Below are 13,040 nucleotides of genomic sequence, written 5' to 3' on the forward strand. Positions count from 1 at the left end.
TAACCTTAGGCGGCGCGCGCCTCATCCATCAGGCGACGCATGTCTTTGATCGCGTTTTCCATGCCAATAAACATCGACTCGCCCATCAGAAAATGGCCAATGTTCAGCTCTTTGACCGTCGGGAGGGCTGCAATCGGTTGCACCGTATCATAGGTCAGCCCGTGCCCAGCGTGGACCTCTAGTCCAAGATCATGCGCAAAGGCTGCCATATCCGTCAGACGCGCCAGCTCATCATCACGCTCAGCGAACTTACCTTCGGCATGGAAATCACAATAGGCACCCGTGTGTAACTCAATAACAGGAGCACCAATACGGTGCGCAGCTTCTATCTGCTTTTGATCAGCGCCAATGAAAATGGAAACGCGACACCCTGCATCTCGCAGTGGAGCAATATAATGCGCCAACCGGTTTTCTTCACGCGCCACTTCCAAACCACCCTCAGTGGTTTTCTCTTCGCGCTTTTCAGGGACAATACAAACCGCATGAGGCTTGTGACGCAAAGCGATCGCTTGCATCTCGTCGGTCGCAGCCATTTCAAAATTCAAAGGCACCCTCAAAGCTGCCATCAGCCCATCAATATCATGATCCATAATGTGACGGCGATCTTCGCGCAGGTGGGCCGTAATGCCATCCGCACCCGCGGCTTCCGCCAGCAACGCCGCCCGAACAGGATCAGGGTAGGCCCCGCCGCGTGCATTTCTCACGGTGGCCACGTGGTCAATATTCACACCAAGACGCAACATGTCATGTCTCCAAATCATCAGTTGCGCCGACCCTAGGAGGTCATTTGCAAAGATGAAACCGATTCCTATCGGTTAGTCGTCCGCAGAACTTTCATCGCTGACCTGCTCAACCACTTGCTGCGCTTTGGTTTTCAAAGCTTCAAATTTCGCCTGAATCTGTTTTGCGCGACGTTTTTGATACGCACGGATCACAGGAACGGTCAGGTAATACGCAACTGTTCCCGCAACGATCCCCGGCACAATGCCCCCGATCAGATACGGGTAAAACACCTCATCCCAGAAAATCGACAACCCGTGCCAATCCATTTTTTCATCAGTGAAAACAGCCCATGCATTGTGCAGCAAGTCATAGCCTGCATCGGTAAATTTCCCGATCAAGCTGCTTTCCTCACCTTCTTCAAACTCGGTCCCCAAAAGAAAGTGACCGGTTTTCAACGAAATCACACCGATGGGTAGATAGGTCAGTGGATTGCCAAAAAACGTACCAAGCAATGCCGCCAAAAGATTGCCTTGAACAAAGCGAGCAAAGAGGGCGGCAACCAGAAAATGGACCCCGAAAAACGGCGAAAATGATGTGAAAACGCCAGCCCAGATTCCGCGAGCGATCCGCTCAGGTGAGCCAGGTAAGCGATGCAACCGATGGCGGACATAATAAAACGCACGCGTCCAGCCCCCGCGGGGCCAGAGAAAATCCAGCACAATCCGCTGAATAGGTCGTCTGTCCCGGCGCTTAAAGACCACTTTGTCCGTCCTTAATGTTTCGCAGGGGCAGCGGCTGCCACCCGGTTGGGATCACGATGCCGTTGCACAGCTGCGACCTCGCTTTCAGCCTGCAAGGCCAACATTAAGGAATGCAAATGTTCAACATCCCGAAGTTCAACGTGCACCAACAAGCGAAAGAAATCAGGTTTACGTTCGGTGAACTCAAGGTCTGAAATATTGGCTTTATGTTCGCCAATGACCGAACAGACGCGGCCAAGAACGCCAGCATCATTTCCGATCGTCAGATCAATGGTCGCACCATTTTCAGCCTTGTGCTTACCCATCTGCCAATGCAAATCCAACCAACGTTCTGGCTGATCTTCGTAACGGGTCAAGTTATCACAATCGATGGTATGGACCACGACACCCTTACCGCGCGACGTTATCCCGATGATGCGCTCTCCCGGCAGAGGATCGCAACAGCGTGCACGCTGAAAACTTTGGTCGTCATCCAGGCCGATGACTGCCCGTTCCGCAGAAACTTCGTCTTTGTCTTCTCTGGACAATTCCGGGAAGACAGCTTGGACGACTTGGTTGGCACTTAGCTCCGCACTGCCTAGACGTGCCAGCAAGGTTTCACGACTATCCAGTCGCAATTGCTTAGCGGCCATATCCAGAACTTTGTCAGATGGTTTTTTGCCAACATGTTCAAAGGCCGCACGCGCCAGTTCAAAACCCAGCTTTACAAACCGTTCATGATCGATCTCACGCAATGCGCGGCGGATCGAAGATTTGGCTTTGCCTGTTGTTGCGATCTCCAACCATGTCGCCTGCGGCATTTGACCATTGGCCGTGATGATCTCGATCGACTGACCGTTCTTAACGCGAGTCCAAAGTGGCACGCGCATATGATCGATTTTGGCCCCCACACAGGCGTTGCCAATCCGCGTATGGATCGCATAAGCGAAATCAATCGGCGTCGCCCCGCGCGGTAGCTTCACCACATCGCCCTTAGGAGTGAAGCAAAACACTTGGTCCTGAAACATCTCAAGTTTCACAGCTTCCAAGAAATCTTCGTGATCTTCCTCAGAATCAAACTGCTCGGAAAGCGACCGGATCCAGCGTGCGGGATCAACAGCAAAAGGGTTTTCGCCACGAACACCATCACGATAGGACCAATGTGCCGCCACGCCGGTTTCCGCAACATCATGCATTTGGCGGGTACGGATTTGCACCTCTACGCGCCGCCCATCGCGACCTGACACCGTTGTATGGATAGAGCGATACCCGTTGGATTTGGGCTGGCTGATGTAATCTTTGAACCGGCCTGGCACCGCGCGCCAACGCTGATGGATTGCTCCAAGCACGCGATAACAGTCGGCCTCGTTCGCTGTGATGATCCGAAAACCATAAATATCAGACAGTCGCGAAAAACCCTGATCTTTGGCCTGCATCTTTCGCCAGATCGAATAGGGTTTTTTCGCCCGTCCAACGATTTCAGCTTCGATGTCGGCTTTTTCCAGCTCGAATTCCATGTCGTCCGTGATCCGCTGGATCACATCGCCGGTTTCTTTTTGCAGCGTGATGAACCGCCGCATGATCGAGGCCCGACCTTCTGGGTTCAAAACTTTGAAAGCCAAGTCTTCCAGCTCTTCGCGCATCCACTGCATACCCATGCGGCCCGCAAGCGGTGCGTAGATATCCATGGTTTCACGCGCCTTGACGATCTGCTTCTGTGGCCGCATCGCGCGGATCGTCCGCATATTGTGCAACCGGTCCGCCAACTTTACCAAGATCACGCGCAGATCTTTGGACATCGCCATAAAAAGCTTACGGAAATTTTCAGCCTGTTTGGTCTCGGTCGAGCTGAGCTGCAGGTTGGTCAGCTTGGTAACACCATCCACCAACATGGCCGTCTCTTCGCCAAAAAGTTTCGCAACTTCTTGGTAAGAGGCTTTGGTGTCCTCAATCGTATCGTGCAGCAGGGCTGTGATGATGGTGGCATCATCCAACTGCTGTTCCGTCAGGATCGCTGCAACTTCGATAGGGTGGGAAAAATAGGGCTCTCCCGAATGCCGGTACTGGCCCTCATGCATCTCGAGGCCAAATTCATAGGCCTCGCGAATAAGCTTTTCATTTGTCTTGGGATTATAGGCCCTTACGAGTTCGACCAGATCGTCAGCCGGAATCATGTGGTGCCTTCTCTATCCCCTGGGGCGTTACCCCTGGCCTTGAGCTTCCATAAGTGCGCGCAGCAGCTTTTCTTCGGACATATCGTCGTCAGATGGCTTGTCGGCAGTTTCCGCGCCCATCAACAGCGCCATGCTGTCTTCTTCTGGCTCGTCCACTTCGATCTGATGCTGGTTGTTCTCGATCAGACGTTCACGCAGCTCATCCGCAGTCTGGGTCTCGTCTGCGATTTCACGCAGAGACACAACTGGATTCTTGTCGTTGTCACGCTCAACAGTGATCGCAGAACCGGCGGAAATCTCACGCGCCCGGTGTGCTGCAAGCATCACCAGTTCAAAACGGTTTGGAACCTTATCTACGCAATCTTCGACTGTCACGCGGGCCATTGAGGGCTCTCCATTCTAGGAAGGGATCAGAAGCTGAGTATTTAGGCCGCTTTAGCATCGGTTACAAGCAGATAGTCAGCGTTCAGGAAGCCGAACAACCGCGTTTCGATCACTTTCAGGGAGCTTTTGCAGCATTTCGCTCACAGTGAGGCCCAAAACCGGGTGAACCCAGTCAGGAAGAAGCTCAAAAAGCGGTACTAAGACGAACGCACGATCCTGCAAACGTGGATGAGGAAGAATCAGTTCCTTTGGTGCAATTTCGCTCTGCTTTTCAAGCTCAAGCTCATTCCACTCTAGGTATACCTCGTGATCGGGCAGGACAGCCGAGCCGCAGGCAATCAGATCGATATCCAGAGTTCGCGCCCCCCACCGCTGATCGCGCACGCGACCACACTGGGCTTCAATTTTGTGCAAAATGTTTAGCAAATCGCCCGGCTTATGCTCCGAATCACACAGGGCAACAGAGTTCACAAAGTCAGGGCCAGAGCCGCTTGGGAACGCGGGGGTCACGTAGCGTAAACTCTCCTTTAAGATGTTCACGCCATATTGCTCAAGTGACTTAAGCGCGAAATCTAGTGTCGAATTGGGACCACCCACAGAAGACGGAACATTTCCGCCCAAAGCTAATATGCTGAATTCTCTCATGATTTTAATTCTATATACGAATGGATTTCAGATGACACCAAAACTTGACCCTTCATCTCTTTGCCCACCCGCAAAATTACTTTAGTTTATTAGGCCATGCGCGCCTCGCATTTTGATAATCACAGGCATTTTGGCGCGTATTAGCAGGAAGGAAACTGGATGTTTTATAAAGACGAACGGCTCGCGCTGTTCATTGATGGTTCGAATCTGTATGCGGCCGCCAAGTCGCTCGGGTTTGACATCGACTATAAGCTCCTTCGTACCGAGTTCATGCGCCGCGGCAAACTGCTACGGGCCTTTTATTATACCGCTCTCTTAGAGAACGATGAGTATTCACCTATCCGTCCTTTGGTTGACTGGCTGCATTACAACGGCTTCACCATGGTGACGAAACCCGCCAAGGAATACACCGATAGCCAGGGCCGCCGTAAGGTTAAGGGCAACATGGATATCGAACTTGCGGTGAATGCTATGGAGCTTGCACCTCACGTTGACCACATTGTGCTATTCTCAGGAGACGGCGATTTCCGCCCGTTGGTAGAAAGCTTGCAGCGTCAGGGTGTGCGTGTGTCTGTGGTGTCGACAATTCGCAGCCAACCGCCAATGATTTCAGATGAGTTGCGCCGTCAGGCCGATAACTTCATCGAACTTGAAGGTTTGAAAGATGTGATTGGTCGCCCGCCGCGCGATCCGATGCCAGGTGAACCAGAAATGGATTACACCGCAGGAAAATAAATCTGCAGAGAACCGGGGCCGAAACGCTCCGGTTTTTTCTTGCTATCACTTGATCCATCCCCAAGATCAGAGTTCAATTAAGTTGAACCACCGACCAGTGAACATTTTTGGGGCTTTTATGATTTCAGCACATTTTTTTCTCACGGCCCTGGTTGTCGTACTGGCACCGGGAACGGGTGTGATCTTTACAATCGCAATGGGGCTGGGCCGTGGACCAAAGGCCGCTCTTTGGGCGGCTTTGGGATGCACTTTCGGCATACTTCCCGCTCTAATAGCTGCAGCTTTAGGTCTAGCAGCGATCCTGCATACAAGCGCTGTTCTATTTAATATCATGAAACTCCTTGGTGTTGCCTTCCTGCTATATCTTGCTTGGCAGGCCGTGAAAGAGGGCGGAGCGCTCTCTGTGCGCGCCGAGACTGACCGAAGCAGCGGATGGACCATCTGTCGGCGCGCCGCTTTGATCAACATCCTGAATCCAAAACTGTCCGTTTTCTTCCTCGCTCTGCTTCCGCCTTTCCTGAGCGGCCAAACAGCCACGGCCTCTCAAGAAATGTTTCTGCTTGGTGGCGTATTCATGGCCATGACGTTTTTCGTTTTTGCCGGGTATGGCATCTTTGCAGCTCAAGCGCGTGAAGTTTTGCTAGGGTCCGAGCGCATCATGCGCTGGCTCAACCGCAGTTTTGCCGCGATTTTCGTCGCCCTCGCAGGACGCCTTGCATTTGAACGCGCATGAACGGTATGGCTGCCGGCCAAGAACTTCAAAAAGGATAGCAGGCCATGGCCGAACTCTTTGCCTATACCGACGGAGCCTGCTCAGGCAATCCAGGCCCCGGCGGATGGGGCGTGCTTCTGCGTGCCACAGACGGTGATACCGTTGTGAAAGAACGAGAGCTGAGTGGCGGCGAAGCAGAAACGACCAATAACCAGATGGAGCTGATGGCAGCAATCATGGCGCTTGAAACGCTCGAACGCGCCAGCACGCTCACGGTGGTAACAGACAGCGCCTATGTGAAAAATGGCGTCACCGGATGGATTCATGGCTGGAAGCGCAATGGTTGGCGTACCTCCTCAAAAAAACCGGTTAAGAACGTTGAACTTTGGCAGCGCCTAGATGCGGCGCAAGCGCGTCATTCGGTGACTTGGGAATGGGTTAAAGGCCACGCAGGCCATCCAGAAAACGAAAAAGCAGATGAACTGGCCCGTGCGGGTATGGCCCCCTTCAAACCTAGCAAAGCATCATGACGGCGATCACGTTTCTCGACTTTGCATCTGTCTTTGTCTTTGCTTTGACGGGCGCGCTGGTAGCCAGCCGCGCACAGCTTGATCTTGTCGGGTTTGCCTTTGTCGCCTGCCTCACTGCAGTCGGCGGGGGCACATTAAGAGATCTACTTTTGGGCCGCGACCCTGTCTTCTGGGTCGGCCAACCCAGTTACATCCTACTCGCCTGCGCAGCCGCACTGCTTGTGTTTTTCACAGCGCATCTTTTCGAAAGCCGGTATCGTCTGCTGCTTTGGCTCGACAGCATCGCACTTTCGGTTGCTGTTGCCGCGGGTGCTGGCGTTGCAATGGACTTAAATCAGAACGCCATCATTGTGGTCCTGATGGGCATTTCAACCGGGTGCCTCGGCGGCCTCATGCGCGATGTGGTTTGCAACGAAGTACCATTGGTTCTGAAACAGGGTGAAATCTATGCCACAGCAGCCTTTGTAGGTGCCACCAGCGGTGTTTTGGCCATGTATGCTGGCTTAAATGGGCTACCTGTTCTTGCCATTTGCGCGGCAGTGACATGGGTCCTCAGAGCCGGCTCGATGATCTGGGGTTGGAAGCTGCCTGTTTACAAAGCACGACCACCAAAACAATGATCAGTTGAAAACTGTACCAACTTTCACAGACATGCCACGCGCAAAAACATCTGCGTCCTGCGCGCCCTTGCCCGCACGCTGCAACCGCAGCAGCTGCACGGCACCATCACCGCAAGCCACGATCAACTCATCCGACAGCACTTCGCCAGCTGGGCCAGTGCCCTCGGCAAGACGGGATCCTAGCAATTTGACACGTTGCCCATCCAACTCGCACCATGCGCCAGGGAACGGCGATAACCCACGTATCTGACGATCCACTTCGATCGCAGGTTTTGTCCAATCAATTCGCGCCTCTGCCTTGTCGATCTTATGCGCATAGGTCACGCCAGTTTCCGGCTGAACCTCGGGCACCAACTGAGACAAATTAGCCAGCGCATCAACAATCGCGCTCGACCCAATCTGAGACAGGTGATCGTGCAATTGCGCAGTGGTTTCTTCTACACCAATCGACGTGGATTGACGTAGCAAAACCGGCCCAGTATCCAGCCCGGCTTCCATCTGCATGATGCAAACACCGGTTTCGGCATCACCCGCCATGATCGCGCGATGGATCGGCGCAGCCCCACGCCAACGCGGCAAAAGGCTGGCATGAATATTCAAACATCCGTGTTTCGGCGCATCCAAAATGACCTGCGGCAGCAAAAGCCCGTAGGCAACAACAACAGCCACGTCAGCATTTAACGCAGCAAAGGCATCTTGCTCTTCAGCCTCCTTCAACGACTCCGGATGGCGAACATCAACGCCCAACTCTTCAGCGCGCGCATGAACTGGCGTTGGGCGTAGTTTTTTCCCGCGCCCGGCTGGACGTGGCGGTTGGCAATAAACTGCAGCGATCTCGTGGCCGGCATCAACCAAAGCATTAAGCACCGGAACCGAGAAATCTGGCGTGCCCATAAAGACGACCCTCATGAAAGCTTCCTCGCCTTCTTGATCAACATCTCGCGCTTGGTGCGGCTCAGATGATCAAAGAACATTTTCCCGTTGATATGGTCGATCTGGTGCTGAACCGACGTAGCCCAAAGACCAACAAAGTCTTTCTCCGTCATCTCACCATTTTCATCCATATAGCGCACAGTCAAAGCGCGCGGACGCTTGATCACGGCAGACACACCCGGCAAGTTTGGGCTCGCCTCTTCGTGCTCGCGCAGCTCGATCGACTTATGCAGGATTTCTGGATTGGCCATTTTCACGACCTGGCCACGTTCGTTTGAAGCATCGACGACAATCAATCGACGCAGCACGCCAATCTGGTTTGCTCCCATGCCAACGCCGGGCATGGCTTCCATCGTGTCGATCAGATCATCCCAAGCTTGGCGATCTTCATCTGTCAAAACTTCAACCGGCTCGGCAGCGGAGCGTAGGCGCTTATCGGGCCAAGGCAAACATGTCCGAACAGTCATGACCGCGCCAATTCGCGTTTCATCTTGGCAGATTTGCGCGTCATCATCTGACGTTTCATCGGACCTAAATAATCAATGAACAGCTTGCCGTTCAGGTGGTCAATCTCGTGCTGCACACAGGTCGACCAAAGCCCGTCAAAGTCCTTTTCCTGCGGATTGCCGTCGGCGTCGATCCAGCCCACTCGCACCTCTTTCGGACGCGTGACTTCGGCAAATTGATCCGGGATCGACAGGCAGCCTTCTTCATAGACATTGGTGTCATCAGACGACGCAAGAACTTCTGGGTTAAACATCACCACCGGCTCCGGTTCACCGTCTTTCACGCAATCCATCACGATCAACCGATCAAGCACACCGATCTGCGGTGCAGCAAGACCAATGCCCGGTGCTTGATACATGGTCTCAAGCATATCCTCGGCCAATGTGCGCAAGTCATCACTAAGGTCAGCCACGGGTGCGCAGACCTTTTTCAAACGGGGATCAGGGTGGATCAGGATCGGTTTTAACATGGCGCTGACATAGGCCAAAGGGGCTGCTACTGCAACGCCTCTTGCGCTCGTCTCGGAATTGGATAGCGTGCCGTTGAACACTGACAGGAGAGCCACATGAGCTTTGATAACATCGTAAATCGCCTCGGCACTGGATCGTCCAAGTGGGATCTAATGCAACGCGGCTTTGGTGTGCCGGAAGATGGCGGCATTGCGATGTGGATTGCGGATATGGATTTCGCGGCCCCTGAGTTTCTTAAGAAGGCCACGCAAGGCATCGTGGACAATGGCAACTATGGCTATTTCTGCGGCATGGAAGCTTTTCACGAGGCCATGCATTGGTGGATGGACACGCGCCATGGCTGGAAAGTGGACCCTACCTGGACATTCGTCACCTTTGGTCTTGGCCACGGGATTGCGACGGCAATGCAGGCCTACACGGCAAAGGGCGACAGGATCGCTACCTTCACGCCAGTTTATCACGAGTTCCAGTCGAAGATTGAAAAATCAGGCCGCATTAATACCCAATTGCCTTTAAAAAAAGATGCGACCGGTCGCTATGTCATGGACTTTGACGCCTATGACTCCCTGATGACCGGTGAGGAGAAAATCCTGCTGATCAGCTCTCCGCACAACCCGGCGGGCCGCGTGTGGACACAAGACGAGCTAACAGCCATGGCTGCTTTTGTCGAAAAACATGATCTGCTTTTAATTGCGGATGAAATCCACCACGACTTGGTCTTCTCTGGGCACAAACATCTGGTGGCCCCGCTGGCGATGCCAGAAATTGCAGACCGCATGATCATCACCACGGCCGCATCTAAAACCTTCAACATAGCCGGCGGGCGCTGCGGGTGTGTCATCATACCGAATGAAAAACTACGCGCGACCTTCGAAGCCTTTTACAACTCTTTTGACATCAACCCCAACCTTTGGGGCGTCGAGCTGACCAAAGCCGCCTATTCGCCTGAAGGCGCTGCATGGGTCGACCAATTGGTCCCCTATCTCGAAGAAAACTACCAAACTTTCAAAACTACGTTTGATTCCATACCAGGCATCGAGATGATGCCAATGGAGGCAACTTATCTTTCGTGGGTAAATTTTGCAGACTGCGGCCTGTCGATGGATGAGGTGAACGATCGTGTCTACAAACAGGCAAAAATCGCGGCCACTCCAGGCAAAGGTCTGGGAAATGGTGGCGAGACCTATTTGCGGTTTAACCTCGGCACTCAACGCGCTCGGATCAACGAGGCGGCAAGCCGCCTAGCTGATGTGTTTTCTGATCTAAACGGCTGATGACGCATCGCGCCGTCACAGGTCAATTGCGTTGGTCAGTCACCAAAGCCACAGGCGTGTCGTCTTCGACAACATAGTCCCGCGCCGGCGCATTGCTGGCGGCGGTGGCCCGTTTGAACTCGTAAAACATCTCCCCGTCTTCTTCGACGGAGGCGATGACAAGACACTGATACAGGTGTTTGGCCCCATCATAGAGGTCCACGAAGCCGCGCAGATGCGGGGCTTCTTCGACGTCCAACGTAAACCCGTCCTCTCGGAAACGCAGCACTTTGAAAATTTCTTCGCCCGCCTTCACACGCAGGCGGTTTTTCTTTTTCAACTCTGCTTTCCGAGCCGCGTCTAGACCGGCTTGAACTTCTTTCGGAAGATACATTTTTCTCTCCGTTAACCGCTAAACCCTCGCGTTAAATACACATAACGTCAAGCGAGGGCTGACTTTTCCGAACCGTTATGTGCGCATATGCGCAACACTTCTGCGCAGGCTTGGGTTTGAGCCACTTTGATTTGGCCCTAGTTTAAAGCCGAATGATTAAGGAGATACGACATGGGTTTGCTCGTAGACGGCAAATGGGTCGATCAATGGTATGACACTAAGGCAAGCGGCGGAAAATTTGTGCGTTCCGAAGCGCAATTTCGCAATTGGATCACTGCCGACGGTAGTGCCGGCCCCAGTGGCAAAGCTGGATTTATAGCCGAAAGTGGGCGCTATCACCTCTATGTGTCACTTGCATGCCCCTGGGCGCACCGCACATTGATTTTCCGTAAGCTCAAGGATCTCACCAACCATATCTCGGTCTCCGTTGTGCATCCGGACATGCTGACCGAAGGCTGGACCTTTGAAACAGATGATCATGGCGCTACTGGCGACACGCTTTTTGGGAATGCGTTTGCCCATCAAATCTACACGCGCGCGGATCCTACCTATTCCGGCCGCGTCACAGTCCCGATCTTATGGGACAAGCATCAGAACACCATCGTTTCCAACGAAAGCTCTGAAATCATCCGCATGTTCAACTCGGCATTCAACGGGCTAACGGGCAACACATTAGATTTTTGGCCAGAAAATCAACGTGATGCGATCGAAGAAGTCAATCAACGCATCTATTCGAACGTCAACAATGGCGTCTACAAATCAGGCTTTGCCACAAGCCAAGAGGCTTATGAGGCGGGCGTAAAACCGCTCTTTGAAACTCTTGATTGGCTTGAGAAACGTCTCGAAACTTCGCGATACTTGATGGGTGATCACATCACCGAAGCAGACTGGCGTCTATTCACCACACTGATCCGCTTTGATCCCGTTTACCATTTGCATTTCAAATGCAATCTCAAGCGACTGATCGATTACCCCAATCTGTGGGCCTATACGCGCGAACTTTACCAGGTGCCGGGCGTGGCTGAGACCGTGAATATGCAGCACATTGTGCGCCATTATCACTACAGCCATGAAAGTATTAACCCGCACCGGATCATCCCGATAAATCCTAAAATCGATTATCTGGAACCCCACGGACGCGGCGCATAACCCCTACCCTGCCCGCCGCAATATCAACGCGGCGGGTTCGAAACATTGACCCAAAAATCCCACGAGCACCCCGCCGCCCCTTGCCAAAGCGTTCAATTTCCGCAAACAGGCTAGGGACGGACGGAGGGTGTTATGCAAGAAAGAGATCACGGGGGCGGGCTAGACGCAGCCATCGCACGCTGGGGGGGAATGCGTTCTGATTGGCTCGATCTATCTACAGGCATCAATCCAACCCCCTATCCACTGCCTGAATTTTCGGAAAACGCGTGGACAGCCCTTCCTGACAAAGCCGCGCAGACCGCTTTGATAGAGACTGCACGCAGGTTTTGGAACGTCCCCGATGGTGCCGAAATATTGGCCGCACCGGGTGCCTCAAGTTTAATTGCGCGCATGCCGCAGCTTTTTGAGCAGCAATCCGTTGATATTCCCAAGCCTACCTACAATGAACATGCCGCAGCCTTCGCAGCGCAAGGTTGGGATGAAGACACATCCGCAAGTGTCCGCGTGCTGGTTCACCCAAATAATCCGACAGGTCAGCTTTGGACCCAAGATGATCTGACCGCGCCGGTCACAATCATCGACGAAAGCTTTTGTGACGTCACGCCTGAACACTCACTTATCGCAGAAGCAGACAAACCTGGTCGCGTTGTATTAAAGAGTTTTGGCAAATTCTGGGGCCTTGCCGGTTTACGCCTTGGCTTCATTGTGGCTGAACCAACCCTGATCGCCAAAATGCGCGATATGATTGGTCCATGGGCCGTTTCAGGCCCAGCCTTGGAAACTGCCACCAAAGCTCTAGAAGACTTGGCTTGGGCAGAGGAGGCGCGAAAGTCTCTGGCACAGGATGCAAAAAAACTCGACGGCCTAATGCTGCCACAGGGGGCTCAGTTAGAGGGCGGTTGCGATCTTTTCCGACTTTATTCTGTTGATCACGCCCAGCGCTGGCATGATCGGCTGGCGGAACATCACATCCTCACCCGAATTTTCCCATATTCAGACAATTTCCTACGACTGGGTCTTCCCCCCAAATCCGGCTGGCAGCAGCTCGAAACCGCGCTGAAAGGGTAAGTC

The 13,040-nt window shown here is 53.2% G+C and carries 16 protein-coding genes; 7 read left to right on the forward strand and 9 right to left on the reverse strand.

Going from position 1 to position 13,040, the window contains the following annotated elements; translation table 11 throughout:
* Positions 1–5 precede the first annotated feature (5 nt).
* From JXQ85_RS00255 to folK, 5 genes are all read right to left on the reverse strand, one after another.
* Complete coding sequence (locus tag JXQ85_RS00255) at positions 6–743, reverse strand: pyridoxine 5'-phosphate synthase (protein ID WP_421746843.1); 738 nt, start codon at positions 741–743, stop codon at positions 6–8.
* Between the two features lie 72 nt (positions 744–815).
* Entirely contained in the window at positions 816–1,484 is a 669-nt protein-coding gene (locus JXQ85_RS00260; RefSeq protein ID WP_421746844.1) for a DUF2062 domain-containing protein, read from the reverse strand.
* A gap of 11 nt (positions 1,485–1,495) precedes the next feature.
* Positions 1,496–3,637 (reverse strand): RelA/SpoT family protein, encoded by a 2,142-nt coding sequence (locus JXQ85_RS00265; RefSeq protein WP_421746845.1) that lies wholly within the window; start codon positions 3,635–3,637, stop codon positions 1,496–1,498.
* A gap of 27 nt (positions 3,638–3,664) precedes the next feature.
* The gene (gene rpoZ / locus JXQ85_RS00270) at positions 3,665–4,021 is read right to left on the reverse strand and encodes a DNA-directed RNA polymerase subunit omega (protein ID WP_421746846.1); all 357 of its coding nucleotides are present in this window, start codon (positions 4,019–4,021) and stop codon (positions 3,665–3,667) included.
* Positions 4,022–4,096: 75 nt separating this feature from the next.
* Positions 4,097–4,666, reverse strand: coding sequence for a 2-amino-4-hydroxy-6-hydroxymethyldihydropteridine diphosphokinase (gene folK, locus JXQ85_RS00275; RefSeq protein WP_421746847.1), 570 nt, complete (start codon positions 4,664–4,666; stop codon positions 4,097–4,099).
* Positions 4,667–4,825: 159 nt separating this feature from the next.
* On the opposite strand from folK, the gene JXQ85_RS00280 reads away from it, so the two are divergent.
* From JXQ85_RS00280 to JXQ85_RS00295, 4 genes are all read left to right on the forward strand, one after another.
* Positions 4,826–5,401 (forward strand): NYN domain-containing protein, encoded by a 576-nt coding sequence (locus JXQ85_RS00280; protein WP_058316331.1) that lies wholly within the window; start codon positions 4,826–4,828, stop codon positions 5,399–5,401.
* 118 nt (positions 5,402–5,519) lie between these two features.
* On the forward strand, positions 5,520–6,134 hold the full coding sequence (locus JXQ85_RS00285; RefSeq protein ID WP_421746848.1) for a LysE family translocator: 615 nt from the start codon (positions 5,520–5,522) through the stop codon (positions 6,132–6,134).
* 44 nt (positions 6,135–6,178) lie between these two features.
* The gene (rnhA, locus tag JXQ85_RS00290) at positions 6,179–6,643 is read left to right on the forward strand and encodes a ribonuclease HI (RefSeq protein ID WP_421746849.1); all 465 of its coding nucleotides are present in this window, start codon (positions 6,179–6,181) and stop codon (positions 6,641–6,643) included.
* Positions 6,640–7,263 carry a trimeric intracellular cation channel family protein gene (locus tag JXQ85_RS00295; protein WP_421746850.1) on the forward strand — a complete coding sequence of 208 codons (624 nt, stop codon included), beginning with the start codon at positions 6,640–6,642 and terminating at the stop codon, positions 7,261–7,263. Before rnhA ends, JXQ85_RS00295 begins: the two co-directional genes overlap by 4 nt.
* Here JXQ85_RS00295 and fmt read toward each other — a convergent pair whose 3' ends face one another.
* The 3 genes from fmt to def (JXQ85_RS00310) are packed head-to-tail and all read right to left on the reverse strand — an operon-like array spanning position 7,264 to position 9,172.
* The gene (fmt, locus tag JXQ85_RS00300) at positions 7,264–8,172 is read right to left on the reverse strand and encodes a methionyl-tRNA formyltransferase (protein WP_421746851.1); all 909 of its coding nucleotides are present in this window, start codon (positions 8,170–8,172) and stop codon (positions 7,264–7,266) included. It lies immediately after the preceding gene.
* Positions 8,169–8,663 (reverse strand): peptide deformylase, encoded by a 495-nt coding sequence (gene def / locus JXQ85_RS00305; protein WP_421746852.1) that lies wholly within the window; start codon positions 8,661–8,663, stop codon positions 8,169–8,171. The genes fmt and def (JXQ85_RS00305) overlap by 4 nt, the downstream gene beginning before the upstream one ends.
* The gene (def, locus tag JXQ85_RS00310) at positions 8,660–9,172 is read right to left on the reverse strand and encodes a peptide deformylase (RefSeq protein ID WP_421746853.1); all 513 of its coding nucleotides are present in this window, start codon (positions 9,170–9,172) and stop codon (positions 8,660–8,662) included. The genes def (JXQ85_RS00305) and def (JXQ85_RS00310) overlap by 4 nt, the downstream gene beginning before the upstream one ends.
* Before the next feature lie 96 nt (positions 9,173–9,268).
* Between def (JXQ85_RS00310) and JXQ85_RS00315 the strand changes: the two genes are divergently transcribed.
* Positions 9,269–10,447 (forward strand): MalY/PatB family protein, encoded by a 1,179-nt coding sequence (locus tag JXQ85_RS00315; RefSeq protein ID WP_421746854.1) that lies wholly within the window; start codon positions 9,269–9,271, stop codon positions 10,445–10,447.
* A 22-nt stretch (positions 10,448–10,469) separates the two neighbouring features.
* Here the strand turns inward: JXQ85_RS00315 and JXQ85_RS00320 are convergent, their stop codons facing one another.
* Complete coding sequence (locus JXQ85_RS00320) at positions 10,470–10,820, reverse strand: hypothetical protein (protein ID WP_421746855.1); 351 nt, start codon at positions 10,818–10,820, stop codon at positions 10,470–10,472.
* A gap of 171 nt (positions 10,821–10,991) precedes the next feature.
* Here JXQ85_RS00320 and JXQ85_RS00325 point away from each other — a divergent pair, with 171 nt between their 5' ends.
* Positions 10,992–11,969 (forward strand): glutathione S-transferase family protein, encoded by a 978-nt coding sequence (locus JXQ85_RS00325; RefSeq protein ID WP_421746856.1) that lies wholly within the window; start codon positions 10,992–10,994, stop codon positions 11,967–11,969.
* 132 nt (positions 11,970–12,101) lie between these two features.
* Complete coding sequence (locus JXQ85_RS00330) at positions 12,102–13,037, forward strand: threonine-phosphate decarboxylase (protein WP_421746857.1); 936 nt, start codon at positions 12,102–12,104, stop codon at positions 13,035–13,037.
* Positions 13,038–13,040 lie beyond the last annotated feature (3 nt).

It is taken from the genome of Cognatishimia sp. (assembly GCF_049116455.1).
Taxonomy (GTDB): domain Bacteria; phylum Pseudomonadota; class Alphaproteobacteria; order Rhodobacterales; family Rhodobacteraceae; genus Cognatishimia.

Coding starts and splice junctions, on each gene's coding strand:
- JXQ85_RS00255 (WP_421746843.1), bottom strand. CDS start 743: ATGTTGCGTCTTGGTGTGAATATTGACCACGTGGCCACCGTGAGAAAT.
- JXQ85_RS00265 (WP_421746845.1), bottom strand. CDS start 3,637: ATGATTCCGGCTGACGATCTGGTCGAACTCGTAAGGGCCTATAATCCC.
- rpoZ (WP_421746846.1), bottom strand. CDS start 4,021: ATGGCCCGCGTGACAGTCGAAGATTGCGTAGATAAGGTTCCAAACCGT.
- folK (WP_421746847.1), bottom strand. CDS start 4,666: ATGAGAGAATTCAGCATATTAGCTTTGGGCGGAAATGTTCCGTCTTCT.
- JXQ85_RS00280 (WP_058316331.1), top strand. CDS start 4,826: ATGTTTTATAAAGACGAACGGCTCGCGCTGTTCATTGATGGTTCGAAT.
- JXQ85_RS00285 (WP_421746848.1), top strand. CDS start 5,520: ATGATTTCAGCACATTTTTTTCTCACGGCCCTGGTTGTCGTACTGGCA.
- rnhA (WP_421746849.1), top strand. CDS start 6,179: ATGGCCGAACTCTTTGCCTATACCGACGGAGCCTGCTCAGGCAATCCA.
- JXQ85_RS00295 (WP_421746850.1), top strand. CDS start 6,640: ATGACGGCGATCACGTTTCTCGACTTTGCATCTGTCTTTGTCTTTGCT.
- fmt (WP_421746851.1), bottom strand. CDS start 8,172: ATGAGGGTCGTCTTTATGGGCACGCCAGATTTCTCGGTTCCGGTGCTT.
- def (WP_421746852.1), bottom strand. CDS start 8,663: ATGACTGTTCGGACATGTTTGCCTTGGCCCGATAAGCGCCTACGCTCC.
- def (WP_421746853.1), bottom strand. CDS start 9,172: ATGTTAAAACCGATCCTGATCCACCCTGATCCCCGTTTGAAAAAGGTC.
- JXQ85_RS00315 (WP_421746854.1), top strand. CDS start 9,269: ATGAGCTTTGATAACATCGTAAATCGCCTCGGCACTGGATCGTCCAAG.
- JXQ85_RS00320 (WP_421746855.1), bottom strand. CDS start 10,820: ATGTATCTTCCGAAAGAAGTTCAAGCCGGTCTAGACGCGGCTCGGAAA.
- JXQ85_RS00325 (WP_421746856.1), top strand. CDS start 10,992: ATGGGTTTGCTCGTAGACGGCAAATGGGTCGATCAATGGTATGACACT.
- JXQ85_RS00330 (WP_421746857.1), top strand. CDS start 12,102: ATGCAAGAAAGAGATCACGGGGGCGGGCTAGACGCAGCCATCGCACGC.